The sequence below is a fragment of the Sphingomonas sp. SP4 genome (assembly GCF_058313375.1).
The window spans coordinates 1143345-1168309 of record NZ_JBZFLE010000002.1 but is presented as its reverse complement, the minus strand read 5'-3'; the positions used below and the strand labels follow the sequence as shown (position 1 = coordinate 1168309).

The 24965-nt window shown below is 63.1% G+C and carries 22 protein-coding genes; 6 read left to right on the top strand and 16 right to left on the bottom strand.

Features of this window, described 5'->3' with window-relative positions:
- Nucleotides 1-10 precede the first annotated feature (10 nt).
- Nucleotides 11-3430 carry a chromosome segregation SMC family protein gene (locus tag AC4GYV_RS15275; RefSeq protein ID WP_491101556.1) on the top strand — a complete coding sequence of 1140 codons (3420 nt, stop codon included), beginning with the start codon at nt 11-13 and terminating at the stop codon, nt 3428-3430.
- 9 nt (nt 3431-3439) lie between these two features.
- The gene (locus AC4GYV_RS15270) at nt 3440-3961 is read left to right on the top strand and encodes a hypothetical protein (RefSeq protein ID WP_491101555.1); all 522 of its coding nucleotides are present in this window, start codon (nt 3440-3442) and stop codon (nt 3959-3961) included.
- On the opposite strand, the gene AC4GYV_RS15265 is transcribed toward AC4GYV_RS15270, so the two are convergent.
- The 3 genes from AC4GYV_RS15265 to AC4GYV_RS15255 form a co-directional block, all read right to left on the bottom strand.
- Complete coding sequence (locus tag AC4GYV_RS15265; RefSeq protein ID WP_491101554.1) at nt 3958-4641, bottom strand: Fe2+-dependent dioxygenase; 684 nt, start codon at nt 4639-4641, stop codon at nt 3958-3960. The genes AC4GYV_RS15270 and AC4GYV_RS15265 overlap by 4 nt on opposite strands.
- 18 nt (nt 4642-4659) lie before the next feature.
- Complete coding sequence (locus AC4GYV_RS15260) at nt 4660-7068, bottom strand: TonB-dependent receptor (protein WP_491101553.1); 2409 nt, start codon at nt 7066-7068, stop codon at nt 4660-4662.
- Between the two features lie 99 nt (nt 7069-7167).
- Entirely contained in the window at nt 7168-8595 is a 1428-nt protein-coding gene (locus tag AC4GYV_RS15255; RefSeq protein WP_491101552.1) for a UdgX family uracil-DNA binding protein, read from the bottom strand.
- A 94-nt stretch (nt 8596-8689) separates the two neighbouring features.
- Between AC4GYV_RS15255 and AC4GYV_RS15250 the strand changes: the two genes are divergently transcribed.
- On the top strand, nt 8690-9397 hold the full coding sequence (locus AC4GYV_RS15250) for a fatty acid desaturase CarF family protein (RefSeq protein ID WP_491101551.1): 708 nt from the start codon (nt 8690-8692) through the stop codon (nt 9395-9397).
- Nucleotides 9398-9412: 15 nt separating this feature from the next.
- On the opposite strand, the gene AC4GYV_RS15245 is transcribed toward AC4GYV_RS15250, so the two are convergent.
- Entirely contained in the window at nt 9413-10657 is a 1245-nt protein-coding gene (locus AC4GYV_RS15245) for a putative DNA modification/repair radical SAM protein (protein WP_491101550.1), read from the bottom strand.
- A gap of 106 nt (nt 10658-10763) precedes the next feature.
- Here AC4GYV_RS15245 and AC4GYV_RS15240 point away from each other — a divergent pair, with 106 nt between their 5' ends.
- On the top strand, nt 10764-11258 hold the full coding sequence (locus tag AC4GYV_RS15240) for a pyridoxamine 5'-phosphate oxidase family protein (RefSeq protein ID WP_491101549.1): 495 nt from the start codon (nt 10764-10766) through the stop codon (nt 11256-11258).
- A 50-nt stretch (nt 11259-11308) separates the two neighbouring features.
- Entirely contained in the window at nt 11309-13216 is a 1908-nt protein-coding gene (locus AC4GYV_RS15235; RefSeq protein WP_491101548.1) for a CocE/NonD family hydrolase, read from the top strand.
- Here the strand turns inward: AC4GYV_RS15235 and AC4GYV_RS15230 are convergent.
- Genes AC4GYV_RS15230 through AC4GYV_RS15180 form a run of 11 tightly spaced genes read right to left on the bottom strand, consistent with a single transcriptional unit; the run spans nt 13209 to nt 21891 of the window.
- Nucleotides 13209-14012: a DUF1206 domain-containing protein gene (locus tag AC4GYV_RS15230; protein ID WP_491101547.1), complete on the bottom strand. Its 804-nt coding sequence runs from the start codon at nt 14010-14012 to the stop codon at nt 13209-13211. The two genes, AC4GYV_RS15235 and AC4GYV_RS15230, sit on opposite strands and share 8 nt — an antisense overlap.
- A gap of 2 nt (nt 14013-14014) precedes the next feature.
- Entirely contained in the window at nt 14015-15409 is a 1395-nt protein-coding gene (locus AC4GYV_RS15225; RefSeq protein ID WP_491101546.1) for a peptide MFS transporter, read from the bottom strand.
- Nucleotides 15410-15437: 28 nt separating this feature from the next.
- The gene (locus tag AC4GYV_RS15220; protein ID WP_491101545.1) at nt 15438-15842 is read right to left on the bottom strand and encodes a hypothetical protein; all 405 of its coding nucleotides are present in this window, start codon (nt 15840-15842) and stop codon (nt 15438-15440) included.
- Between the two features lie 48 nt (nt 15843-15890).
- Nucleotides 15891-16382, bottom strand: coding sequence for a demethoxyubiquinone hydroxylase family protein (locus tag AC4GYV_RS15215; protein WP_491101544.1), 492 nt, complete (start codon nt 16380-16382; stop codon nt 15891-15893).
- A 38-nt stretch (nt 16383-16420) separates the two neighbouring features.
- On the bottom strand, nt 16421-16942 hold the full coding sequence (locus AC4GYV_RS15210; protein ID WP_491101543.1) for a disulfide bond formation protein B: 522 nt from the start codon (nt 16940-16942) through the stop codon (nt 16421-16423).
- Between the two features lie 7 nt (nt 16943-16949).
- The gene (locus tag AC4GYV_RS15205) at nt 16950-18293 is read right to left on the bottom strand and encodes a S41 family peptidase (protein WP_491101542.1); all 1344 of its coding nucleotides are present in this window, start codon (nt 18291-18293) and stop codon (nt 16950-16952) included.
- 45 nt (nt 18294-18338) lie between these two features.
- Nucleotides 18339-19553 carry a murein hydrolase activator EnvC family protein gene (locus tag AC4GYV_RS15200; RefSeq protein WP_491101541.1) on the bottom strand — a complete coding sequence of 405 codons (1215 nt, stop codon included), beginning with the start codon at nt 19551-19553 and terminating at the stop codon, nt 18339-18341.
- A 2-nt stretch (nt 19554-19555) separates the two neighbouring features.
- A complete protein-coding gene (locus tag AC4GYV_RS15195; RefSeq protein ID WP_491101540.1) occupies nt 19556-19978 on the bottom strand; it encodes a 23S rRNA (pseudouridine(1915)-N(3))-methyltransferase RlmH in 423 nt (140 codons plus the stop codon).
- Complete coding sequence (locus tag AC4GYV_RS15190; RefSeq protein ID WP_491101539.1) at nt 19978-20826, bottom strand: serine hydrolase; 849 nt, start codon at nt 20824-20826, stop codon at nt 19978-19980. The genes AC4GYV_RS15195 and AC4GYV_RS15190 overlap by 1 nt, the downstream gene beginning before the upstream one ends.
- Before the next feature lie 17 nt (nt 20827-20843).
- Nucleotides 20844-21248 carry a ribosome silencing factor gene (rsfS, locus tag AC4GYV_RS15185; RefSeq protein ID WP_491101538.1) on the bottom strand — a complete coding sequence of 135 codons (405 nt, stop codon included), beginning with the start codon at nt 21246-21248 and terminating at the stop codon, nt 20844-20846.
- Nucleotides 21229-21891: a nicotinate-nucleotide adenylyltransferase gene (locus AC4GYV_RS15180; protein WP_491101537.1), complete on the bottom strand. Its 663-nt coding sequence runs from the start codon at nt 21889-21891 to the stop codon at nt 21229-21231. The genes rsfS and AC4GYV_RS15180 overlap by 20 nt, the downstream gene beginning before the upstream one ends.
- A gap of 58 nt (nt 21892-21949) precedes the next feature.
- Between AC4GYV_RS15180 and AC4GYV_RS15175 the strand changes: the two genes are divergently transcribed.
- Nucleotides 21950-22999 carry a DUF3667 domain-containing protein gene (locus AC4GYV_RS15175; protein WP_491101536.1) on the top strand — a complete coding sequence of 350 codons (1050 nt, stop codon included), beginning with the start codon at nt 21950-21952 and terminating at the stop codon, nt 22997-22999.
- Here the strand turns inward: AC4GYV_RS15175 and ftsH are convergent.
- Nucleotides 22996-24951 (bottom strand): ATP-dependent zinc metalloprotease FtsH, encoded by a 1956-nt coding sequence (ftsH, locus tag AC4GYV_RS15170; protein WP_491101535.1) that lies wholly within the window; start codon nt 24949-24951, stop codon nt 22996-22998. The genes AC4GYV_RS15175 and ftsH overlap by 4 nt on opposite strands.
- Nucleotides 24952-24965 lie beyond the last annotated feature (14 nt).

Here is a 24965-nt window from a genome sequence, read left to right as displayed (position 1 = left end):
GAACGGCTCGTTGCGGATTCGAAGGCTCAAGCTCAGCGGCTTCAAAAGCTTCGTCGAGCCGGCTGAGCTTCGGATCGAGCCCGGGCTGACGGGGGTCGTCGGGCCCAACGGCTGCGGCAAGTCGAACCTTCTTGAAGCGATCCGTTGGGCAATGGGCGAGTCCAGTCCGAAGTCGCTGCGCGGCGGCGGGATGGACGACGTGATCTTCGCCGGCACCGCGACCCGGCCGCCACGCGACTTCGCTGAAGTATCCATCCTCCTCGAACGCGACGTGGCGGACGAGAATGCCCGCGGCGAAAGCGAAGTCACTCGGAGGATCGAGCGCGGCGCGGGCTCGGCTTATCGGATCGACGGACGCGACGTCCGCGCGAAGGACGTTGCGTTGCTGTTCGCAGATGCAGCGACGGGCGCTCACTCGCCAGCGTTGGTCAGTCAGGGCAAGATCGGCGCGGTCATTGCCGCCAAGCCCGTCGAACGGCGGATGCTTCTTGAAGAAGCCGCAGGCATTTCGGGCCTCCATGCGCGGCGCAAGGATGCGGAGCAGAAGCTTCGCGCAACCGAGGCCAATCTCGCACGACTCGGTGAAATTCTCAGCGATCAGGAGCAGCGCGCTGCGCAGCTACGGCGGCAGGCGAGGGCCGCGGAACGCTATCGCAAACTGACCGGCGAGATCCGCAGCGTCGAAGCGCGGCTGCTTCACGCGCGCTGGGTGGAGGCGGAGCGCGCGGCGGAGGCTGCCAACGCCGAGGCGAAAGCAGCGACCGAAGAGGTTGCGCAAATCCACACAGCGATCGCTGAGGCCCAAGCTGCACAAGAGCGTGCGAACATTCTCCTTGGGGAGCGCCGCAAAGCGCTAGAAGAACTTCGCGAGCAAGGGCACCAGTTGGCGCACCAACTTGCTGCTGCGAGAGCGCGCCGGGACACGGTGTCGCGACGCCTTGCGGAGCTGGACCGGCTCGACGCGTCGCTCGCCGGCGACATCGCTCGCGAGGAAGCGCTGCAGAGCGATGCCGGCCGCGCCATTGCTCAACTCGACGAAGAGCGCGCGGTCATCGAACGGCGCCTCGAAGACTCGGAAAGCCGCTCGGCCCGGATCGCGCAGGAGCTGAGCAGCGCCGAGACAACATCACGCGAGGCCGAAGCAGCGCTTGCCGAGCTGCTGGCGCGGCAGGCGGCGATGCGCGCGGAACGGCGGGTGGCGGAGGCGGCTTTGGAGGCGGCGCGTGCGCAGCTTGGCCGCACGACTTCGGAGCGTGATCGTCTCGCCGAACAGCTGGCAGCGCTCGGCGACGGCAGCGAGCAGGTACGCGCGCGAGAGGACGCCGAGGCGAAGGCGAACGACGCAGCCGCTGCGCTTGCGGCAGCAGAGGTCCGTCGAGTTGAGGCCGAACAGGGACGCACGGCAGCAGCCGAGCACCGCGACGCCGCAGAAAGCCAGCTGGCATCGGCTCGCGCAGCGCTTTCCGCCGCGAAGTCTGAGCATGATGCGTTGGCCCGCGCCATGGAGCAGGGCGGCGGCGCTGCGATCGCCAGCCTCAAGGCCGAGCCTGGATACGAGCGAGCGCTGGCGGCAGCGCTCGGAGAAGATGCGGATGCGGCCGTGGGGAATGTCGACGGTGCACGCCGGTGGCAGGGCAGCGATCCCCAAGCGTCGGATCCGAAGCTTCCCTCGGGGTGCGATTGCCTCGCCGACCATTCCAGCGCGCCGGCGCAGCTCCTGCGCCGCCTCAAGCAGGTCGGGGTCGCGGATGAGGACACAGGTCAGGTGCTTGCCGTCGGCCAGCGCCTGGTGACCAGATCGGGACGGCTGCGTCGATGGGACGGCTTCGTCGCCGATGTGGCAGGCGCAGCAGCGGCTGAACGGCTGCTGCGGGTGAATCGCCTCGCCGCCCTGGCTGCTGAACTGCCGGGCCTTGAGCAGGCGGTTGCCGACGCGACAGGCGAACGCGACGCGGCACTCAATCAAATGGAGCAGTACCGGACTACTGCCGAGCAAGCCCGCCATGCTGCGCTTGCGGCGGAGCGCGACGCGCGTGATGCCACTCGCGCGGGCGATGCCGCATCTGCAGCGCTCGAGCGCATCGAAGCTCAACGGTCGGGACTGGTCCAGCGTCAGGCGGATTTGCAGCCGGTCCTCGAAGCATCCAACGAAGCAGTCGGGACCGCCGAACGATCGCTGGCCGCTCTGCCTAATCCTGAAGCGCTCGAGCATGACGTTGAAGCCTCAAGGGCAAATGCCGCCACCGCTGCTTCCGCCGTCGCCGACAAGCGCGCGGAAGCGGCGACTAAGGCTCGCGAAACCGCGGCCGATCGCGAGCGGCTAAGCGCATCGTCGCGCGAACAGGCCGACTGGCGCAAACGCCATGCCGATGCCGAAAAGCGTTTGGCCGGAGCAAAGGACCGGCAGACGCAACAGTCCAGCGAACGGGCCGAGCTCGAAAAGGAGCCAGCTGAACTCGACACGCAAATTGCCGACTTCGAGCGGGCCAACAGCGACAGCCAGGTCAAGATTGGCGAAGCCGCGGTCGCCGAGCGGGACGCCGAAGCCGCCGTCATCGTCGCTGGATCCAACATCTCCGCTGCTAATGAGCGTTCAGCCGATGCACGCGAACGTCGTGCCGCGGCCTCGGCACGTGCAGAAGCTCAGCAGGCGCGCAGCACGGAACTCGCGCACAACTCGGTCGAGAAGTTCGAATGCGTTCCGCAACGATTGCCGGAGAAGTTGGGCTTCGAGCCGGACGAGATTCGCGATCCGGAAGTTGAGTCCGCAACACTCGATCGTCTGACCGCTGAGCGCGAGCGCATCGGGCCCGTGAACCTTGTCGCCGAACAGGAGCTGGCCGAGCTAGACGAATCCCGCACCAAGGGCGCCGAAGAAGCCGAAGAGCTGACCCAGGCGATCCACCGCCTCCGCGGCTCGATCGGCAATCTGAATCGCGAAGGCCGCGCTCGGCTGCTCGAGGCATATGAGAAAGTGGACGGCCACTTCCGTCGTCTGTTCACGACCTTGTTCGACGGGGGGCAGGCGCACCTTGCCCTGGTCGAGAGCGACGATCCCCTTGAGGCTGGTCTTGAAATCATGGCGCAACCGCCCGGCAAGCGACTGTCGACGCTGACCCTGCTTTCCGGCGGCGAACAGGCGCTGACCGCCGTCGCTCTGATCTTCGCCTTGTTCCTGACGAACCCGGCGCCAATCTGCGTCCTCGATGAGGTCGACGCCCCGCTCGACGATGCCAATGTCGAGCGCTTCTGCGAGCTGCTGCAACGCATGACGCAGGAAACTGACACGCGCTATCTGATCGTCACGCATAACGCAGTGACGATGAGCCGCATGGATCGGCTTTATGGCGTGACCATGATCGAGAAGGGCATCAGCCGCTTGGTCTCGGTGGACCTTGGCGGCGCGGAGACTTTGCTCGCCGCAGAATAGGAGGGGTGTGTGAGGCGATTGCTGATCGCTCTGCTGCCATTCTGCCTCACCGGATGCTGGACCGGCTTCAATCTATACAGCGCGTCCGATGCGCGGCCTGCGATCCCGCCCGGCGTCTATCGCGCCAATACGGAGGAGTCGGCTGACAAGGTTTACCGCGTTTCGGTCCTGCCCAACGGAATGACCCGGTTCGATGGGGGAGAGAAGAATCTCACCTACGGCTTCGCGCCATTGGATCGGAGCACGTTCGTCGGCTGGATGCAGTTGGATGAAGAACCGCCGGCCGCCGCGGAGAAGCACGAACCCAATCAGATTTACGGCCTCATGGTGCACCAGCCCGATGGCGCTTTCGTGATCTATGCGCCATCCTGCTCCGACGCTGCAGGCGACGTCGCCAAAAGAAGCGGCGCGACGATCGAATCCGGCACGCCGCCGTCCTGCAATTTCACCTCACGGGCGAGTTTGGAGAGAGCCCTTCGCGAAACGCCGCGTGATGGAGCCGACGCCTTGACCCTGCGGCGGATTCCCTAGCTGTCGGCCCAGCGCCGCAGCAGGTTGTGATAGACACCGGTCAGGCGAATAACCTCCCGGTCCGCTTGCCCACGGTCGGCCGCGATCGCCTGGATCGATTGGTCTAGATCGAACAGCAAGGTCCGGGCGCCATCGTCTCGAACCATCGACTGGATCCAGAAGAAGCTGGCGATACGCGCACCCTTCGTGACCGGCTCGACGCGATGGAGGCTCGACGCGGGATAAAGCAGCAAATGACCCGCCGGCAGTTTTACCGCGTGAGTGCCGAGATTGTCCTCGACCACCAATTCCCCGCCCTCGTAAGTGTCCGGCGCTTCAAGGAAGAGCGTCGCGGAAAGGTCGCTGCGCACCCGGAACTCGCTGCCGCGATGAATGCGCACGGCATTGTCGATATGCGTGCCGAACGCTTCGCCGCCTTCGTACTGATTGAACAGAGGCGGGAAGATCTTCAGTGGCAACGCTGCGGCAATGAACAATGGCGACTTGCCGAGGGCGTCGAGGACCAGGCGCCCCGCATCTTTCGCTGCCGCACAATCTTCCGGCAGCTGCCGGTTCTTCTTCGCCAGCGCCGATTGATGGCCGGACGTGGCATTGCCGTCCTGCCAATCGCCCGCGTCGATGATCTCGCGAACGCGCGCCACCTCAGACGCATCGAGCAGATCTGGAACGGCTAGCATCATCGCTTGGGCCTACAGTTTTCAGAAGCTGTACGAAACCGTCAGCGCAGCGGAACGCCCCTCGCCCGGCATCGCCCAGCCGCCGGTAACGATGCCAGCAGCGCTGACGTTATTGCGGATGTTGGTGAAATAGCGCTCGTTGGTCAGGTTCTGCACATTCAACTGAGCGAGCAGTCCCTTGCGAATTTCGTACGCGAAATAGAGGCGGTGGATGAGGAACTCGCCGGCGCGGATCTGGTCGCGGAAATTGATGTTGCTTTGGTTGAGCGCAAACGCTGCCTGGTAAGAGAAGCCGTATCCAAACTGCAGCCCAAAGGGGAGCTCGTAGGTCGTGAAAAGGCTCGCGGAATTTGGAGGTGTCTGGATCAGCTCGTCGCCCCGCTGCGGATCGGGAATCGCTGAAGAATTCGCGCAAGCCGTGCTGGGATTTTCCAGGCAGAAATCGGACACGCTCTGAAGCACCTTGCTGTTGAGATGCGTGTAGTTGGCGAAGATCGACCAGTGCCGCGTGATGTTGCCGGTGGCACCGAGCGCGATCCCGTCAACACGTGAGCGGCCATCGACAACCTGCAGGGTTGGGTTCGTGGGATCGTTCGACGGCACCCGGAAATTGCTGCGTTCGTTGCGAAACAGCGCTGCCGTCAGCAGCAAGCGATTGTGGAAAACGCTCGCCTTCGCACCAACCTCGTAGTTGCGCGCGGTCTCGGGCGCAGCGGCGCAGGGATCGGGCGCACCAGGCGCCGGGATCACGCCGCAGCCGAGCCGCACCGTCGCCGACGTGGGCGTTCGCGAATTGCTGAACGACACGTAGACCGTCGTGTTGAGCGTGGGCTTGTATGCAGCGCCGACGCGATAGGAGAATAGCTTGTCGTCGCTCCGTTGGGGAAGGAGCTGGAGCGGCGTCAGCGGCACGGTACCGGGCGGAACGAACGCGAGCGCAAGGTTCCGGAAAGTCGCCGTCTGTCGCTCATAGCGGAGGCCGCCGTTGAGCTCGAAATGCGGTCCGATCTCCAGCGTGTCGAACGCGTAGATCGCGTTGTCGGATGTGTGGCTCTTGGATCGGGCAGTCGTCGTCGGATTGACTGGCCCGTCGTAGATCGCCCGTGGGTCGGCGATGATGTCGATATCGAGCGGAGCGGCCGATCCATCGGGATTCCGCATCAGCTCGACCGTATCGATGTGATACTTCTCCCATGACAACTGACCGCCGACCACCAGCACATTGTGCAGCTTACCTGGCCGCCCGCTTTCAAGCCGCAGATCGGTCTGATTGTAAAAGAGATCGTTGACCTGATCGCGCTCGCGGCCATGCGGGCCGGTGATCAGGAATTCGCCCGGCTGAACGCCATTTGTGCAGGGAGCGCCCAGGGTGCCGTTTGCCGTCGCAAGCACAGGCTGACGGCCCGTCTCCTCGAGGCAGAATATGCCCTGCGGGGACGTCGTCACCGTGTCCTGGTGCACGCGCTGCCAACGGGTCAGATTTCGGACGCCCAGGTTGCTGGTGAACTGGTGCTGGAAAGTGCCGGTGAGCCGGTCGACGTTGATCCGCTGATTGTCGAAATTGCGGAAACCGAAATAGTCGCTGCGGTGCGAGCCGGGCAGCGGCCCGTCGTTGATCTGGTTCTTGAAATAGGGAACGCCGTAGATCGGGATATTGTCGTCGCGCTGATGGAAGTAGGCGAGCGTAAAGCTGGTGGCCTCCCCAGCATGAAGCGTGATCGAAGGCGCAATGCCCCAGCGGTGGAAGTTCTCCACGTCTCGCCCGGCGTATGAGTTGCGATGGAACATCGCGTTCACGCGGATAGCCGCAAACTCAGATACGCGCTGATTGGTGTCGATGGTCGCGCGCCAATAGTCGTTCGTTCCGACGCCGCCGGTGATGTTGGTGAAGCTGTCGGACTGCGGCACCTTTGAGACGAGGTTGATCGTTCCACCGACGCTACCTGATCCGCCGAACACGGAATTGGCACCGTTGTAGACTTCAATCTGCTGAAGGTTGAAAGGATCGGTTCGGCTGTACTGAGCGCTGTCTCGGACTCCGTCGATCGTGATGTCGTTATTTGCGGAATAGCCGCGCAGGTTGATCGAATCGCCATAACCCCCGCCGCCTTCTCCCGCGCCGAAGGTAATACCCGGCAGCGTCGTCAGTGCGTCGCGAAGCGTGAGCAGGTTCTGTTTTTTGATTTGCTCCGCCGAAAGGACCGTGATCGTCTGCGGCGTGTCGAGCAGCTCACTCGTCATCTTGGGCGATTCGAGTCGCGGCTGCTGCGGGCGGGAGCCCTTCACCACGATCTCGGGTCGCTCCCTGTTCTCGACATCGCTCTGGGCAGCGGCCGACGGGTCCGCGAGCGCTGGGGACGACAGGAAGCCAACGCAGCTCAATGCCAAGAAGAACGGCGCGCGACCTCCGTCCGACCCGAAATCGCTCATTAAACTCCCCTTCGTCCGGTTCATTCCGGGTCCGTGCAGGGGCGCTATTGCAATTCATTCGCAGGAGATCAACCATTTTGCGAACGGTTCGCAAAAAGATCAGCTGGTAAGTTCCTCAGCCCGTGCCTTGATGCGCTTGAGGTCGCGCACGAACAGCGCGCGCTCCTCGCGACGACGGTCTTCCTCAGGAATGCGGAGGAGGAAACTGGGGTGGACGGTGATCCAGCATTCGCTGCCGTCGGGAAGGCTGAGGGGTGAGCCGCGATTCTTCCCGATGGCCATCGCCTTCCCGAACAGGCTTTGAGCGGCGGTGGCGCCGAGCGCGACGGTGACAGGCGGTCTCAGTAATTCGCGCTCATGGTCGATCCACCAGCGGCAGGCTTCGATCTCTCCTGAGTTCGGCTTGCTATGGATCCGCTTTTTGCCGCGGGGGACGAACTTGAAGTGCTTCACGGCATTGGTGACGTATACGGTCGACCGGTCGATCTCCGCCTTTTCGAGGGCGGCGTCGAATAGCTGGCCAGCTGGCCCGACGAACGGACGCCCCGCCAGATCCTCCTGGTCGCCTGGCTGCTCGCCAACGAACATGATCGCGGCATCGAGCGGCCCCTCTCCGAAGACCGTCTGTGTCGCATGCTTGTAAAGGTCGCAGCGGGTGCACTTCCGCGCATCCTCGAGCAGCGCTTCCCAGGAGGCACGCAGGTTGCCACCCGGCTCGATGCGGCGTTTTGCTTCGAGTGCGTTCCCCGGTCCTTCTTTCGCGGCGGCTCGGTCGATCATCTCCAGTTCCCGGTTTCGCGCACCGGCGATCAAAGGTTGAACGAGCGAAGTCTCCGGCATGTTGCGCCAATATTTCTTCGGCATCTCCTTGAGCATCGCGCCGACCTTCAGCCGAGCCGGGTTGAAGATGCTCGCATAGTAAGTGCGCCAGGTCTCTTCGAGCGGATCCCCGGACGGCGCATCCGCTCGAGTGGCTCCCGGCCCTTCGCTGAGCTTCGCTCCATCCCAATGGATCGACAGCTCCGGCGTCAGGATCGACCAGCGCATGTTGGTGAAACGATTGACGAAAAAGCTCGCGGCCTTGCGAACGATGTGATGCTCAGGCTCGAAGAAGGCGACGAAGTGATCGTCGATCTCACGGAAGCGGACGAAGGCGTGCATCTTGTGCACATCGCGACGCACGCCCTTCGCGAGGTCCTGCAAGCGGCGCACGAGCGGATCGGCTTCGTCGTCGAGCGACTGGCGGTTGGCCTTCAGCCGCACCAACATCGCGTAGAGCAAAGCGAACCGTTCCGGGTCCGAGTGGCAAACCACATCGCGGGCCAAAGTGACGAATGCGCGCGGAACGGGAAAGCTTGCGGCGGCCCGTTGCTGAGTGTCGAATCCGAACAGGTCCGGTTCGCCTCCCTCGACCTGCCAAACCACCGCGCTCGCCGGAACGCCCGCTTCGGCGAGATCGCGGGCGGCGTCGCGCCATCCCTCGAAGTCGTCCGGCTCGGACAGGGTCACCCGGTGCGCGTCGATCATTGGTCCTTCTGGCAGCATCTCAAGCGGAAACGGTTTTCATTTCAACGGAGTTGCGCCAAATACGGGCGATGCTCCCCGGTCGGTGTTTTGCATCATGATGAAGGCTGCGCCCTGGCCAGTGATGGCCTTGTTCATCCTGTCGCTGGCCGCAAATCTCTGGTTCGCAGGCGTGCCGGACTGGCGCTGGATCCCTGCGGCGCTTGCGGCCTGGTACTTCGCCGATCTGCTGTCCGGCTTAACGCACATGTACATGGATTATCGGCCCTGCACGCCCGGCATCGGGCTCGAGCGCATCTTCCATTACGCAGGTTCGCGCGAGAGCGAGGAATATCTCGCCATGCGTGACCGCGTGATGCCGCAGATCTCCCCGTTCGAACGGCTGGTCTATGATTTCAAGAATCATCATCCTCGGCCGGATGCGCTCGGTCGGCGCCCGTTCCTGGTGCAGATCGGCTCGACGATCCTCTTCGTCTCGCTGCCCTTTTCGGTACTGCTCAACCTGATGTGCCTTGCGGTTCCGGTTCCGGGCTGGCTGGTCGCAAGCGCCTTGGTGCTGATGGCGGGCGGAACGCTCGCCCAATATTTCCACGGGACGCTGCACCGGTCCGACAATCCGTGGATTGTTGATGCGATGCGCCGCGTCGGGCTGCTGATGACTCCTGAAGCTCACGCGCTGCACCACGCCACGCTACGCCAGGACTTCGCGACCAACACGGGCTGGTCGAACCCTCTGGTAAACACCGTTTTCCGCCTGGCGACCAATCGCGGCTGGCTCGACGAAGCCGGGCTGGAGCCGCGCTGAACCAGCGCCGAAGCGTCACGTAGCGAACAGCTCCAATTGCTTCTCCTTCGGGGCGACCAAAGTTCTCAAATCTTCTCGATCGGTCAGCACGGTGGGCTGCCAATCAGCGGTCGAGATGAACGGACGCACCTTCGTGATGGACAGCGTAAGCCGAGCGACATCGTCCAACCGCAATCGCCGCCATCGTCGAGACGACAAAATTCGGTCGACCGCTTTCGTGCCGAGCCCGGGCACGCGAAGCAGCGCCTCCTTCGGCGCCCGGTTCACATCGACAGGGAACCGATCTCGAAACTTCAGTGCCCACGCGAGCTTGGGGTCAATGTCCAGCGGCAACATGCCTTGCTCGTCCGTCGCGCTCTGCACTTCCTTGGGCGCGAAGCCGTAAAAGCGCATCAGCCAGTCCGACTGATAAAGCCGATGCTCGCGCATCAGTGGCGGCCGCTGCAGCGGAAGCACCGCGCTCGCATCCGGGATCGGGCTGAACGCGGAATAATAAACACGCCGAAGATCGAAGCGATCGTAGAGCGCACTCGCCTTGCCGACGATGTCCACATCGCTCGCGGCATCAGCGCCAACGATCATTTGCGTTGACTGACCGGCAGGCGCGAATTTGGGTGCTGACTTGAAGCGCTTCGCGGCATCGCCTGCGTCGACGATCGCGCTCTTCATGCCGCGCATGGCGCCTTCAATCTGGCGGACATCCTTTTCAGGCGCGAGCCGCGTCAGCCCTGTTTCGGTCGGAAGCTCGACGTTGATCGATACGCGATCGGCGTAGAGCCCGGCCTTTTGCACCAGCTCCGGGTCGGCATCAGGGATCGTCTTCAAGTGGATGTAGCCGCGGAAATCATGATCTTCGCGCAAACTGCGCGCGACCTCGACGATCTGCTCCATTGTGTAGTTCGACGAGCGGATGATTCCCGAAGAGAGAAACAGCCCCTCGATGTAATTGCGCTTGTAGAAAGCCAGCGTCAGCCGAACGACCTCCTCCGCAGTAAACCGCGCGCGTCGCACGTTCGAGCTCTTGCGGTTGATGCAATAAGCGCAGTCGAAGATGCAGCTGTTAGTCAGCAGGATCTTCAGGAGGGAGATGCACCGGCCATCAGGGGCGTATGCGTGGCAGATGCCCATGCCCTCGCTCGACCCCACGCCCTTGCCGCCCCGGCTGTCGCGTTTCGACGTTCCTGACGACGCGCAAGACGCGTCATATTTCGCCGCGTCGGCGAGAATTGCGAGCTTTGCCTGAAGGTCTAGCTGAGCCACTTGTTCTATTTATGTTCTTAATAATCTCGTGTCGAGTCAACAATTTGGCCTTTTCGGAACGTGCGACTGGCCACAGCCGTTTTCCTCCAAACAGATGGAGATCGACATGCCTGACGACCGCGAGATCGAAGAACAATTCTGGGGAGCGCTCGAGGACAGCCCGTTCGTCATGCTCGGACTGGACCAGGCTCGCGGCAGCGCGATGCAGCCGATGACCGCGCGCTTCGAAGATGCCGACCGGGGCTCGGGCTACGTATGGTTCTTCACCGCGAAGGATCATGACCTGACCAAGGCATTGGGTCAGGACAATCGAGCGATCGCGAGCTTCGCCAGCAAGGGCCACGACGTGTTCGCGAGCCTGCGCGGGCGCCTCGTGCTCGACAACGATCCGGTCACCATCGATCGCCTTTGGAATGCGATCGTCGCTGAATGGTATGAAGGCAAGGACGACCCGAAAATGGCGCTGCTTCGTTTCGAGATCGATGATGCCAAGATCTGGCTGAGCGACATCGGCGGCTTCCTGAAACCAGCCGTCAACAAGCTCTTCGGACGCAAGCCCGAAGCCGGTATGAAGGACAAGGTCGCGGAGGTCAGTTACTGACCTACATTACCGTGCTTGCGAGCTAGCGCGGCGCTGCTATCGCCGGGCGCATGAAAAACGCGCTCCTTCGCACCGCCGCCTCGCTCCTTCCGCTGATCGCCGTCGCCGCTGCGCAGCCCAACGCTGCGCCGGTGACGCCGATGACTCCGGACGTCGTCGCCAAGTACGACCCGATCCTTCCGGAGGCCGATTACATCAAGCGCACGGCGATGGTGCCGATGCGCGACGGCACGAAGCTGTACACCGTGATCGTGATGAAGAAGGGCACAACGAACGGTCCGATCCTTCTGTCGCGCACGCCGTACGACGCGAAGAGCAGCATGAACCGGGAGACGAGCCAATCCGTCGTCGACATGCTCCCGATCATGTACAAGGAGTTCGTCAACGACGGCTACATCATCGTCCAGCAGGACATCCGCGGAATGCACAATTCCGAGGGCCAGTTCGTCATGAACCGGCCGATCGTGGGACCGCTCAACAATACCGGCATCGACGAGAGCACCGACGCCTACGACGCGATCGATTGGCTGGTGAAGAACGTGCCGGAGTCTAACGGCAAGGTAGGTACGATTGGCTCGTCCTATCTCGGCTTCCTGACGCTGACCTCCGAGATCAATCCCCATCCGGCGCTTAAGGCCGCGGTTCCGCAGAGCCCGATGGTCGACGGCTGGATGGGCGACGACTGGTTCCACAACGGCGCATTCCGCACCGGCAGCCTGGACTTCGCGGTGTCGCAGAGCACCGCGAAGGCAGAAGGCGCCAGCATCGCGACCCCGCCCGGCGATGATTATACACGGTACCTCGAAGCCGGATCGATGGCTGACTTGGCTCGCCACCTCCGCATCGAGAACTATCCGTTCGTGCAGAAGCTGTTTCAGAACCCCGCCTACACCGAATTCTGGTCGGGTCAGGCCGTGGACAAGTGGCTCGCCGCTCGTCCGCTGACGGTGCCGACATTGATCGAGGTGGGCCAGTGGGACCAGGAGGACAGCTACGGCGGGCCCGCAGTCTACAAGGCGCTGAAGGCAAAGTACGAAGGCACCGGCCTGTTGCACCTCGCCATCGGACCATGGCGACACTCCGGCGCCAACCACTACGGCTACGATCTCGGCGACATCATCTTCACCGGCGACACGGCGCAGGAATGGCGCGCGAAATATGTGAAGCCCTTCTTTGATCACTATTTGAAGGGCGCGCCTGACCCGCACACGCCGAATGCGCTGACCTACGCGACCGGCATCAACGAGTGGCAGGCGAGTCCGGCGTGGCCGATGGGCACGCCGACGCCACTCTACATCAGCGCCAACGGCACGGCCGGCTTCGAGCGCCCTGCATCCGCGGGCTACGACCAGTACGTCTCAGATCCGTCCAAGCCTGTGCCCTATCTCCCGCGTCCGATCACCGGCGCGAACTGGAAGACCTGGCTCGTTACCGACCAGCGCTTCGTCAGCGATCGACCGGACGTCATCAGCTACACGACCGCTCCGCTGACCAAAGCCGTGCACATCATGGGCGCGCCGCAGGTCGACCTGTTCGCCGCGACGAGCGGCACCGACAGCGACTGGGTTGTGAAGCTCATCGACGTCTATCCGAACGAAACGCCGGAGGGTCCGGGCCAAGGCTCGAAGAAGGACATGTCGGGCTTCGAGCTGCCGATCGGCATCGAGATCTTCCGTGGACGCTACGTCGACAGCTTCGCCAAGCCGCGCGCGCTCCGCGCTGGCAAGGTCGAGCATTACCGCTGGGGACTGCCGAACGTGAACCACGTGTTCCTGCCCGGCCACAAGATCATGGTGCAGGTGCAGTCGAGCTTGTTCCCGGTCTACGATCGCAATCCGCAGACGTTCGTTCCGAACATCTTCTATGCGCGCCCGGGCGACTATCGGAAGGCGACGCAGAGCGTCTATCACGGCGGCTCAACGGCGACCGCGGTCTACCTTCCCATCGTGTCTAACTAGGGACTGCTTCCCCGATCTTGCGCTTGATGTGCTCGGTCGGGGGACGATGGATCGAACGGTAGCGCGCCTCGGTGATCGAATAGAGGCCGAACACCGCGAGGCCTAAGGCGACCGGAACCTGCAGTGGTCCGCGCAGCGCATCCAGTGCTTGCTCAAGGCCGCCTGCGGCAGCTGCGCTATGATGCAGCGCGGCGCGTGCAAGCAGCCATCCGACGGTCAGGAAGATAATCCCGCGCGCCGCGAAGCCGATGCGTCCAAACCATTTGGCGAAGGGCTGCCGTCCGCGATCGTTGAGATGCCTCAGGAAGGAACAGCTGCCCGCCTTGTAGAGCTGTACCAGCCCCGCACCCGCCAGCACGGCAGCAGCGATTCCAAGCACCAACGCGCCCGCCGGCAAGTGCAAAGCCTGGGCCGCATGCTCGTGGGCATCGCCGGCATCGTCGCGTCCGCCGAGCATGACTCGCACAGCCTTGTAGGCGAGGAACGAATAGATGATCCCGCTACCCGCGGCGACCGCCCGCCTCCGCCATGCCTTCGGGTGATGACGCCCGCTCTCCATGCCGAAGACCGCGTCAGTGAGACGCCACAGTCCGTACCCGGCCATGCCGGCCACGACGAAAATCATCAGCCCACGCCCGAAGCCGTGCCCGACATATTCCATCGCGCCGCTGAGATCCTCGGTACGGCCCGTCGCGATCACCAGCCAGGCGATGACGATGTAAAGCAGCCCGCGCGTGACGAAGCCGAACCGCGCCCACCACTGAAACTTGCTCTGACCCGCCAGATCGTCTGTCACGCTCAGGACAACGCGGCGGCTTGCTCCTTGGGTCCAGTCGTCATTCGCTTGCCGACGACGACCTTGAATGCGGAGAATGCGACGAAACCGACCGCCGCGCTTCCAGCGTGAATTAGCCAGAAGGTCGTTGTCGGCAAGCTCGAGTAAAGGCCTCCGACCCAGCCGACCATCGCGTTCGCCAGAAAGAAGGCGAGATAGTAGAGGCCAATCACGGTGGCGTTGATTTGCCGAGGCGCGATCTTCGAGAAGAGAGCGAGGCTGACCGGCAAGATGTGCGCAAAGCCGATGCTGTTCATTAGTTCGAACAGCATCGGCCAGAACAGGCTGATCTTTCCGCCATGCGGCTGGGTCAGTGCGGCCATGAACAGGCACAAAGCGCCCGCGACAGTGAACAGGCTGCCGATGATCATCTTCGTGATCTCGTCAGGCTCGGTCCACCGCGTGCTCCACCATTTCCAAAAGCCGGCAACCGCAAGCAGCATCGAAAAGCTGACCGCGGCGTCGACCGTGATCAGCCAGCTGCTCGTGTTGTTGAGCAGAGTCAGATCGAACTGCTGATCGCCCCAGGTGAGGTAAGCGTTGAAGATCTGCTGGTTCGTCAGCATCGCCACCGCCAGCATCGGGATCAGGACGATCAAATATGTGACGCATAGCCAGTCTTCGCGGCTGAGCTTTTCGCACAGTTGGCGTTCGCCCCTGGGTGCTCGGTCGTCAGGCGGGAGCCACCTGCGGCCGCTCAGGTAGATGATCAGGCCGAGCACCATCACAATCCCGGCGCAGCCGAAGCCGTAATGCCAGCCGACCTTTTGGCCGAGCGTCCCGGAGATAAGCGGGGCGATGATCACGCTGACGTTGATGAAAATGTAGAAGATCTGGAACGCCATGGCGCGGCGAAGATCGTTCGGTCCGTAGAGCGCACCGACCTGGCTTGCGATGTTGCCCTTGAAGGCACCCACACCAAGCAGCAGCGCGACGAGCGCGAAGACAAATGCGGATTCGATCGCCATGAGGAAATGGCCGAGCGCCATCAGCAGACCGCCGAGGATCAGCGTGCGCGTGCGCCCAAGCACTCCGTCCGCGAGCATCCCGCCAAAGATTGGCGTGAAATAGACCAGCGCCGTGTAGGTCCCGAAGATCGCCGATGCGAGCGGCTGGCCCGAGATGCCGCCATAGACGTGGGTCTGAAGCCACTGGAGCCCGACGACCTTTTCCATCCGCCCAGGCACGAGCAGGTAATTGACCATGTAGAGCACCAGCAGCGTCTGCATGGAGTAATAAGAAAAGCGCTCGCAGCCCTCCGTGAACCCTAGGTAGCCCAAGCCCTTAGGATGTCCGAGGAAGGCGCGATCGTGTCGATCGACCTGTTCGAAATCGGGCGTCGCGTCTGCGACGGTCATGACTTACCGAGCAATATTCGAAAGAGCCTTATTGTTCCGGAGCAGCGCCCTGCTGCGACGCTTCTTGGCTCTCGCGGCGGGCCTGCCTGATTTCTTGCGTCAGGCAGCCGGTGTATCCACCGGGACCGACGGCCGAGCAGCTCTGGATGCCCGTATTGCCGGCACTCATGAGCTGACGCGACTTGTTAGCCCATGCCTGGCGTTGCTGGCGGGTCCCGCTCTCGCGCAGCGTTTCCGGAATGCGATATCGTTGGTTCTCAGGCCGGCGCGTACAAACGTAGATCGCGCTGTCCGTCGACCGAGGGCATGGGTCGTTACCATAGACGATGACTTCGTTGTTTCCCGCGTCCTGCGCGGCCGCCGGGGTCGGAAGCGCCGCGAATTCGCCAACCGCCACGGCGGCAACGGCGAGGGTGATCATCAACTTCGTCATGTCCAACTGCCTTTCAACGCTTCAGCGGGCGACCCAGCCTGTAGTTCCTCATACGCGTTTGGAAAGTTCGATTGCCACCCTGCAGCCAGCACGGATGGCCGCGGTCAATAGGGGATAACCCACCGCGTTCGCCGCACCAGCCTCGCGAGCGGTGTCGCGATGCTCGACTTCCTCGGCGCGAAACTCGGCAATATCGGCCGCAAGCTCCGGATCTTCGTCGGCCAATTGCTCGAGCTGCCGCCCGTAATGCTTGTCGATTTCGGTCTCGACCGCGTCGGTGCAGGCCAGTGCCGCCTGCTCCGACATCAGCGCCGTGGCTGCTCCGAGCGCGAAGCCGGCGACATTCCATAGCGGCTGAAGCGCGGTCGGCCGCCCGCGGCGCTCGGCCATTAGATGATTGAACCGCTTGAGGTGGCGCTCTTCCTGTGCCGCCATGCGCGCGATCAGCTTGGCCTCGGCGCAGTTCGGGCGGAGCACGGCAAGCTGGCCCGCATAGATGCGCGTCGCACCATATTCGCCGGCCTGGTTGACCCGAAGCATCGACTCCCGGTCGGCCCGCCGATCGCCCGGGCGCCACGTCACCGGCGAGCGCTCCGCAGGCTGAGGATCAGGATCGCGGCTGCGCCTCCGAGCGACAGGATGGCGTTCCAGCCTGCCATCGAGATACCGAGGAACCGGAACTGGACTTCGTCACAGCGGACCAGCGGCGCGTGTGTGATCGCCTTGAGCATCTCCGCGGGGCTCAGGCCCCTGGCGAGCGCCGTGCATTGCGTCAGCCCTTGGAAGATCTTTGCTTCAACCCCCGCATGATAGACGCCGATCGCTCCTGAAACGGCGATCGCGAGAGCAGCAAGGAGCGTCAGCGTGCGCGAGCGACTACTATCCGCCGGAGCGGTGAACGAAAGCGATGCGAGCACGATCGCAACCGCGTGCGGATAGCGCTGCCAGTAGCACATCTCACACGGGTGGAGGCCGCCGAAATATTGCGAGCCCAGCGCTCCACCCAGCAGAGCGACTGGCAACAATAGAGCGATCAGCCGGGCGATTGCGGGCGCGGACATCCGCGGCGCGCTGCGCTGCACTGCAACCGCTTCGGTCATGAGCCTCCTAGCGCGACTTCTTGGGCGCCGCGCCAGACGCGATGGCCGTCGGGCCGGTCAGACGCTTCAACGTATTCAGCGCATAGTAGAGCTGAAAGTCCTTGATGCCCTTCTTCTCGAGATCAGCAGGCTTAGCCGAGAAGCGCGGATCCGGGGTGTCGTCGCCTTCGAGCAGCTTGTCCTCAACCTTTGCCTGGGCAAGCAGGTGGCGGCGGAGATCGGCCTCACGCACGACCTTCCGGTCCTTGTAATCCTCGTCCGTCAGCTGCGGAACGGCGATATCGGGGTCTATTCCGCCCGCCTGCACCGAGCGGCCGGACGGCGTGTAGTAACGCGCCGTCGTCAGCCTGAGCGCGCTCTCCGGTCCGGTCTGAACTACCGTCTGGACGGAGCCCTTGCCGAAGCTCTTTTCGCCCATGATCAGCGCACGGCGGTGATCCTGAAGCGCGCCGGCCACGATTTCGGACGCGGATGCGGTGCCGGCGTCGACTAGCACGACCACCGGAAGCCCGTGGGCCATGTCTCCCGGCCGCGCATAATAGCGCTCGATATCGTCCTTATCGCGACCGCGCTGCGAGACGATCTCTCCCCCCTCGAGGAACGCATCGCTCACATCGACCGCCTGATCGAGCAGGCCGCCCGGGTTCGAGCGCAGATCGATCACGTAACCGAGCGGATGACCACCCGTAGCCTTGTCGATCGCCACCAGCGCGGCCTTCGTCTGGTCGGCCACGTTGCCCGAGAAGGTGTTGATGTTGATGATGCCGATCCCGTCCTTGATCTCCCACTTCACCGGGCGCAGCTCGATCCGCTCGCGGGTCATGGAGACGTCGAACGGCTTGTCGCGACCGGGACGGACGATGGTGAGCTTGATCTGCGTGCCAGGGTCGCCGCGCATCTTGGTCACGGCTTCGTCGAGGTTCAGTCCGTAGACCAGCTCGCCGTTGATGTGCGTGATGTAGTCGCCTGCCTTGATACCGGCCTTCCACGCCGGCGTGTCCTCAGTCGGAGCAACGACCTTCACTGCACCGTCTTCGACAGAAACCGTCAGGCCGAGGCCACCATAGTTGCCGTCCGTTGTCGCCTTCAGTTGATCGAAGTCCGAGGCCTCGACATAGGATGAGTGCGGATCGAGTGAGGCGAGCATGCCGTCGATCGCGCCCTTGATCAGCGTCTTGTCGTCAACCTTGTCGACGTAATTCGCCTTGACGCGCTCGTAGACGCTCATGAACTTCTCGAGCTCCTGGTAATTCGTCGTGTCGGCGGCGGCGAACGACGTCGTCGCCACTGGAACCAGGGCGAGCGCTCCGACGAGCGCGAGCGGCGGAAGCAGTTTCGCATTGAATTTCATAACAGTCGCGTCCTGTAGCGGCGGCTTGCCTTTATACCCATAGATTTAGCCGCCTTTGAGGGGCTTTGACAGGTTTTGAGATGAACCTGCGATGAGAGCAGGCGAGATTCGACGCCCAAATTGGGACAATTCGACCTGCAGCGGGCCGAGCGCCCGGCCAATCGGCTGCCCGAGCTGTACCTTATCTCCGCTCTTGAGATCGGAGGTCACATTGACCAGGAGGCTCATCCAGCCGCCGCCATGATCGATGATCAGGATCCCGTCATAGTCGCGATAAGGCCCGGCAAAGCGGACGGTCCCTGCCGCCGGAGCCGCGACCGGCGCGCCTCGGAAGCTGCCAAGCGTAATACCCCGAGATTGCACGCCGCTTTCGCTGACCGTTGCAAGACCTTCCGTGACAGGCGCCGCGACCGGGAGCTCGTAGGCGAATGGGGGCCGTGAAGCGGGCCCCTCGCCCGTAACCGGGCGTGCTGGCGCCGCGTCGATTGCCGACAACTGAGCGGCCACCGAAGCAGCGGCGAGGTTGCTTCCTTCGGCACCGCGCAAGCTCTCGACATCTTCCGACGCAGCGATGGCGACGTCGCTTGCACTGAGCGCCTGCGTTCCCGTTCGGGCCGCCAGGGCCATGGCCTTCTTCTCGAGTTCCGCAAACTGCTCACGCCGTTCGACGAGATTTTGCCGACTGGCGATCATCTCCGCGCGAGCCTGCGCGGAGGCCTGCTCAAGCCGCCGCCCCTTCTCCAGCTCAGTCGACAGCTTCGCAGTTCGCGCGCGGATTACCGGCAGCGTTGAATCGAGCAGGATCCTGACCTTCACCAACTCGTCGGCACTTTCGTGGTCGGCGATCACGAGCAATGGCGGCCGGCGCCCCATGACGGCGAGGCCCGCGAGCAATGAAGAAACGGGCCGCTGCTCGTCCGCAAGTTGCCGGCGGTGAGCAGCGACATAGGCCGATGCCAGCCGCAACTGCACGTCTGCGGCAGTGATGCGAGCCTCTGCTGCCTCGAGCACTTGCGCCGACGCGGCCTGTTCGGCGCGAAGCTTTTGAAGGTCGCCCTGGGCGGCGGTGGCCGCCTTTTCGAGCTTTGCAGCTTGTGCTTCGGCCGCGGCCTGCTCGGCACGCGCCTGTCGCAACTGCTGATCCAGCGGGAGCACTCCCGGTTCAACGGGCGCGCCAGCTGCCATCAGCAACGGCAGAAGCAGCAAAGTTGCGGCGCGGTGCATGCCTAACCGTCGCGGTGATGTTGCGGCGCGGTGCATGCCTAACCTTCGCGGTGATAGGGATGGTTCGCAAGGATCGATGTCGCGCGGAAGAGCTGCTCAGCAAGCATCGCGCGCACGAGGAGGTGCGGCCATGTCGCCTCGCCGAAGGACAGCAGAAGGTCCGCCGCGCTGCGCAGCTCCTCCTCGTGCCCGTCTGCGGCACCGATCAAAAAGCGCGCCTCACGTCTGCCACTATCGCGCCAGCCTTCGAGCTTCTTCGCTAGCCCCTTCGAGGACAGGGGTTTCCCCCGCTCGTCGAGCGCAATGGTAACACTATCGGCAGGGAGCGGAGGCGTCTTACCACCTTTCTCCGGCAGCTCCGTAACCTTCGTCGGCCAGGCGATACGCTTCATATAACGTTCGACCAGCTCGGCCTCCGGAGAGCGGCCGATCTTCCCGCGCGCAACGATGTGGAGAAGCACTACTGTGCGGTGAGAGCGGGGCGGAACGGCCAAGTGAAGACCGTCCGGAAGCCGTCGTAGATCGTCCGAGCCGCCTCGGCGATCGTCTGCGGACGATTACTTCCGCCACGAGCGAAGATCGCCACGGCCACCCGGCGTCCGTCCGGCAGCGTGATGAAGCCGACGTCATCGGTCAGGCCGTTCAAGGTCCCGGTCTTGTGCTCGACCGGCGTGCCCATGGGCAGAAGTGCCTTCATTCGATTCTTGCCCGTCTGACACTGAGCCATAAGCCGAAGCAGGTAGTCACGGCTCTGCGGCTTGATCAGCTCCGCCTTGTAGATGCGCTTCAGCAGATCGACCATCGCGACCGGCGTGCTTGAATCCCTTTGGTCCCAAAGGTCGCGGCGATCGCTGAGCAACTGAGCGATGGTCCGATCCACCCGGAGACCGGTCACACCGTTGTCGGAGAGCCAGTCGTGCAGCGCCCGCGGGCCACCGAGGTCGCGCAGCAACTTGTCGGTCGCGATATTGTCGCTGTGGATCAGCATGCGAGCCATCAGGCTACGTGCCGAAGCGCCACTAATCGTATCGTCGAGCGAGCGCCGGCCATGCTCGACCTGCGAGAGGTAGAGCGCCGCGACCGCAACCTTGACCGTGCTGGCCATCGGGAAGGGCGTGCTTCCCTTGATGCTGACCATTTCGCCCGTGTTGAGGTCGAGAGCGGCGATGCCGACGTCAGCAGACTTGCCGGCGACGAGATAACTCAGCTGCTGCTCAAGTTCAGTTAGGCTGGCTGAAGACGCGCCTGCAGCTGCCGCGGGCTGCGCGGCAAACAGCAATAGCCCCAGTACTGCGACAAACCGCCTCATCATCAAGTGGATTGCCCTCACCCGCGTGCAGCAGCGACGCCCGAATCATCGCCAAACGCCCACATACGTTCCAAATTGTAAAAACTTCTCACTTCGGGACGGAAAATATGCACGATTACGTCGTCCGCGTCGAGAAGCACCCAATCGGCGGCCGGCAGGCCCTCGATCCGGACGTTGCGTCCGAACTGCTCCTTGATCTTGTCGGCGAGCTTCGTCGCCATCGATGCCACCTGCCGCGTCGAGCGGCCGGAGGCGATCACCATGTGATCGGCGATGTTCGACTTTCCGGCGAGAGGGATGGACACAACCTCCTGCGCTTGGTCGTCGTCGAGCGATTGAAGCACGAGACGGTGGAGGTCTTCGACGTCATTGGAGTTGCTTCCGGCTTTGCCGGCGGCGGTCTCATCGGGACGTTCGGTCAAGGGGTCTCCTAGAGGACATTGGCGAACCGAAACGAGTAGAACGCTCGGGATGAGCATTCGTTCGCAGGTGCCAGTTGGGGTGTTGCGCGCGAATGGCGGTAGCGGACGTCGGATCGGGCGGCAGGCGAAGGAAAAGGATCGCCGGTGCACTCCAGTCCGTCCAGTGACTCGCCTGGCTGGAAGGATGGACGAACCTCCGCAACCAGCCCATCGCGCGTGCCGCGTGGGCAGCTGGATCATAACCGGGCCTGCGAATCACCGCAATTGGGAGTTCGCGGGCTAAGCCCCTCCAATCGCGCCAGAGGTGAAAATTCGGCAGAGTGTCGCTTCCGAGCAACCAAATGAAACGATGCTCAGGGAAACGGCGCTTCAGTTTCCTCACGGTATCGATGGTGAAACGCGTACCCTCGTGATGTTCGAAGTCTGTAGCGAAAATCGGCGCGCGGCACGCCATTCGCTGCGCCGATGCGAAACGGGCCTCAAACGGCGCCATGTCCTTGGCGCCTTCCTTCAAAGGATTGCCTGGTGACACGATCCACCAGACTTCATCCAACCCAAGCGCCCGCATGGCCTGAAGGCTGATGTGCCGGTGCCCGCGATGAGCCGGGTTGAACGAACCGCCGAGGAGGCCGATGCGCGCCATGAACAGCAGCTAGCATGCGTTGTTGAGGCCGCCTAATAGAGCGGCAGGGGTAAAGTGGATGGGCAATCTCGAAGCACTCGGAGACGCGGTAGCGGGCGGCCTGGTCGGCCGGGCGGTCGAGCCCAAGGCCGGCGAAGGGTTGGACGGCCATACCCATGAGGCCAATTGCCTGAACTGCGGGGCGCCGCTCGATGGACCCTTCTGCCATGAATGCGGCCAGCACGCGCATGTCCACCGCACTTTATCGGCCTTCTTCCACGACTTCGCGCACGGCGTGCTTCATTTCGAAGGCAAGATCTGGCGGACGCTGCCGCTGCTCGCCTGGAAGCCCGGAGAGCTGACGCGGCGATATATCGACGGGCAGCGTGCCCGCTTCGTCTCACCGATCGCGCTTTTCCTTTTCTCGGTCTTCCTGATGTTCGGGGTGCTGAGCCTGACCGGCAATGCGAACCCCCACATTGGGTCCAACAACGATCTGGCCGAAGCCGAAAGAGCCACGGTCAAGGAGATCGCAAGGCTTCAGAAGAAGCGTGCCGACCCCGCGACCGAACAGGCTGATCTCAAGGAAATCGATGAGGACATTCAAAGCGAGAAGAACGACCTCGCTCTGATCGAGGATCTTCAGAAGCGCGGCGTCACCGAGGCCACCTTCAAGCAGTCGACGGAGCACTTCACCAGCAGCGTTCCACTGATCGAGGAGGCCTATCACAAAGCGAAGAAGAACCCAGACCTGTTACTCTACAAGCTTAAGAGCAACAGCTACAAATGGAGCTGGGCGGTCATCCCTCTGTCGGTACCGTTCGTTTGGCTGCTCTTCCCGTTCAGCCGGCGCTACCGGCTCTACGACCATACGGTCTTCGTCACTTACTCGCTCAGTTTCATGACGATTTTGGTGTCGGTGGGCACCTTATTGGCGGTGGCAGGAGTCAACGCGATCGCGCCGCTTTTCCTCTTCATCCCGCCGATCCACATGTATCGCCAGCTGCGCGGCGCCTACAATTGCACGAGGTGGGGGGCGCTGTGGCGCACCACCGTCCTCGTCTTCGTCGCGGTGATCGTCCTCTGCGCGTTCATCCTGATGATGGGCGCGCTCGGGATCTTCGACTAGGCGCCAGCCGCGGCAGGGCCGCCGATCGTACCGGCCTTCGGACGCTTCGCCTTCGGGATCGACGAGCCTGCCGAAGGAATGGCCGGGCCCTTGGTGCCGCCACGGTCGATCGTCTCGCCCGCGAGCACCTTCTTGATCTCGTCGCCCGAGAGCGTCTCATATTCGAGCAGCGCCTGGGCCAGTTTCTCGAGTTGCTCGCGATGCTCGTCGAGGAGGTGCTTCGCGCGGGAGTAGCCGTCCTCAACGACCTTGCGGATCTCGTTGTCGATCGCCTGAGCGGTCTCGTTCGACATCTGGCGCGACCGATTCACCGAGTAGCCCAGGAACACTTCCTCTTCGGGCTCCGCGTACTGAAGAGGGCCGAGCGCATCCGACATGCCCCAACGTGTGACCATGTCGCGCGCAAGCTGCGTGGCATACTGGATGTCCGACGATGCACCCGACGACACCTTGTCGTAGCCGAAGATCACTTCCTCGGCGACGCGGCCGCCCATGGCGACGGCAAGGTTCGCGTACATCTTGTCGCGGTGATAGCTGTAGCTGTCCCGCTCCGGCAGACGCATGACCATGCCGAGCGCGCGCCCGCGCGGGATGATCGTGGCCTTGTGGATTGGATCGGACGCGGGCTCATGCAGCGCGACGACGGCGTGACCGGCCTCGTGATAGGCCGTCATGCGCTTTTCGTCCTCGGTCATCACCATGGACTTGCGCTCGGTGCCCATCAGCACCTTGTCCTTGGCCTCCTCGAACTCCTGCATCGCGACGAGCCGCTTGCCCTTGCGCGCAGCAAGGAGTGCCGCCTCGTTAACGAGGTTTGCCAGGTCGGCGCCTGAGAAGCCGGGCGTGCCGCGCGCGATGACGCGAGCGTCGACGTCCGGAGCCAACGGAACCTTCTTCATGTGGACGCTGAGAATCTGCTCGCGGCCGTCGATATCGGGACGGGGCACGACGACCTGACGGTCGAAGCGGCCCGGGCGCAGCAGCGCCGGATCGAGCACGTCCGGACGGTTGGTCGCGGCGATGATGATGATGCCTTCGTTGGCTTCGAAGCCGTCCATCTCGACCAGCAGCTGGTTGAGGGTCTGCTCGCGCTCGTCGTTGCCGTTGCCGAGGCCTGCACCGCGGTGGCGGCCGACCGCGTCGATTTCATCGATGAAGACGATGCAAGGTGCCGACTTTTTGGCCTGGTCGAACATGTCGCGGACGCGGCTGGCGCCGACGCCGACGAACATCTCAACGAAGTCCGAGCCGGAGATAGTAAAGAATGGAACGCCCGCCTCACCCGCGATGGCGCGGGCGAGAAGCGTCTTACCTGTACCCGGAGGACCAACGAGCAGCGCACCCTTCGGGATCTTGCCGCCCAGGCGCGCGAACTTGCCCGGGTCCTTGAGGTACTCGACAATCTCCTGAAGCTCTTCGCGAGCCTCGTCGATGCCAGCGACGTCCGCGAAGGTCACGCGGCCCTGCTTTTCTGTGAGCATGCGCGCGCGGCTCTTGCCGAAGCCCATCGCGCCGGAGCCGGCGTTCTTCTGCATCTGACGCATCACGAAGAAGCTGATGCCGAGGATGAGCAGGAAAGGCAGCGAGTTGTAGAGCATGTACAGCCAGATGCTGGTGCCTTCATCGCCCTTCGCCTGGACCGCGACGCCCTTCGAAATCAGAAGGTCCGTGACCTTAGCGTCAGCCGGAGCCGTGGTGTGGAAGGTTTCACCCGTGGAAAGCTTGCCTGTGATCTGCGAATTGCTGCCCGCCGCATTGGCGATCGTGACCGCGCGGACATTGCCCTCGTTCACCTGCTTGACGAAGTCGGAGTAGGCGACCGAATTGCCGGTCTGCGAACGCGATCCGCCGTCGATCAACTGGACGAACAGGACGAGTGCGAACAGCACACCGACCCAGATCAGCAGGCTCTTCGTCCAGGGATTGCCAGGCTTCTTGTCTTTGTCGTTCATCTCTCGTCTTTCGG

Bases quoted from the DNA above. Each gene is read 5' to 3' on its own strand.
- AC4GYV_RS15235 (WP_491101548.1), top strand. From the start codon at position 11,309: ATGAAAAACGCGCTCCTTCGCACCGCCGCCTCGCTCCTTCCGCTGATC.
- AC4GYV_RS15215 (WP_491101544.1), bottom strand. From the start codon at position 16,382: ATGCTTCGGGTCAACCAGGCCGGCGAATATGGTGCGACGCGCATCTAT.
- AC4GYV_RS15175 (WP_491101536.1), top strand. From the start codon at position 21,950: ATGGGCAATCTCGAAGCACTCGGAGACGCGGTAGCGGGCGGCCTGGTC.
- AC4GYV_RS15265 (WP_491101554.1), bottom strand. From the start codon at position 4,641: ATGATGCTAGCCGTTCCAGATCTGCTCGATGCGTCTGAGGTGGCGCGC.
- AC4GYV_RS15255 (WP_491101552.1), bottom strand. From the start codon at position 8,595: ATGATCGACGCGCACCGGGTGACCCTGTCCGAGCCGGACGACTTCGAG.
- AC4GYV_RS15210 (WP_491101543.1), bottom strand. From the start codon at position 16,942: ATGACCGAAGCGGTTGCAGTGCAGCGCAGCGCGCCGCGGATGTCCGCG.
- AC4GYV_RS15225 (WP_491101546.1), bottom strand. From the start codon at position 15,409: ATGACCGTCGCAGACGCGACGCCCGATTTCGAACAGGTCGATCGACAC.
- AC4GYV_RS15260 (WP_491101553.1), bottom strand. From the start codon at position 7,068: ATGAGCGATTTCGGGTCGGACGGAGGTCGCGCGCCGTTCTTCTTGGCA.
- AC4GYV_RS15205 (WP_491101542.1), bottom strand. From the start codon at position 18,293: ATGAAATTCAATGCGAAACTGCTTCCGCCGCTCGCGCTCGTCGGAGCG.
- AC4GYV_RS15180 (WP_491101537.1), bottom strand. From the start codon at position 21,891: ATGGCGCGCATCGGCCTCCTCGGCGGTTCGTTCAACCCGGCTCATCGC.
- AC4GYV_RS15240 (WP_491101549.1), top strand. From the start codon at position 10,764: ATGCCTGACGACCGCGAGATCGAAGAACAATTCTGGGGAGCGCTCGAG.
- ftsH (WP_491101535.1), bottom strand. From the start codon at position 24,951: ATGAACGACAAAGACAAGAAGCCTGGCAATCCCTGGACGAAGAGCCTG.
- AC4GYV_RS15200 (WP_491101541.1), bottom strand. From the start codon at position 19,553: ATGCACCGCGCCGCAACATCACCGCGACGGTTAGGCATGCACCGCGCC.
- AC4GYV_RS15250 (WP_491101551.1), top strand. From the start codon at position 8,690: ATGATGAAGGCTGCGCCCTGGCCAGTGATGGCCTTGTTCATCCTGTCG.
- AC4GYV_RS15220 (WP_491101545.1), bottom strand. From the start codon at position 15,842: ATGACGAAGTTGATGATCACCCTCGCCGTTGCCGCCGTGGCGGTTGGC.
- AC4GYV_RS15190 (WP_491101539.1), bottom strand. From the start codon at position 20,826: ATGAGGCGGTTTGTCGCAGTACTGGGGCTATTGCTGTTTGCCGCGCAG.